This window comes from Sphingomonas sp. CCH9-F2 (assembly GCF_001556735.1).
GTDB lineage: Bacteria > Pseudomonadota > Alphaproteobacteria > Sphingomonadales > Sphingomonadaceae > Sphingomonas > Sphingomonas ginsenosidimutans.
In genome coordinates this window covers 1-279 of record NZ_LSJO01000295.1, presented here as the reverse complement: position 1 = coordinate 279, position 279 = coordinate 1, and the positions used below count along the sequence as shown (strand labels likewise).

The 279-nt window shown below is 65.2% G+C and carries 1 protein-coding gene; it reads right to left on the bottom strand.

Annotated features, from left to right (window positions below; all coding sequences use genetic code 11):
- A partial coding sequence (locus AX685_RS08850; protein WP_156445735.1) for an efflux RND transporter permease subunit occupies positions 1-279 on the bottom strand: 279 nt, incomplete at both ends.

The following is a 279-nucleotide window of genomic DNA, read 5'->3' as shown; positions in this document are numbered from 1 at the left end:
TCGTTTCCTCCATCCGCTCTTCGCGGGTGAGAAGCCGGCCTTCATGCTCCTGGCGCTCGGCGAGGCGGCGAAGCGCATTCTCGACGATGATGACGGCGCCGTCGACGATCAGCCCGAAGTCGAGCGCTCCAAGGCTCATCAGGTTGCCCGATACGCCCAGCCCGTTCATGCCGGCGGCCGTCATCAGCATAGTGATCGGGATGACCGCAGCGGTGATGAGCGCGGCGCGGATGTTGCCGAGCAGCAGGAACAGCACGACGATGACGAGCAGCGCGCCTT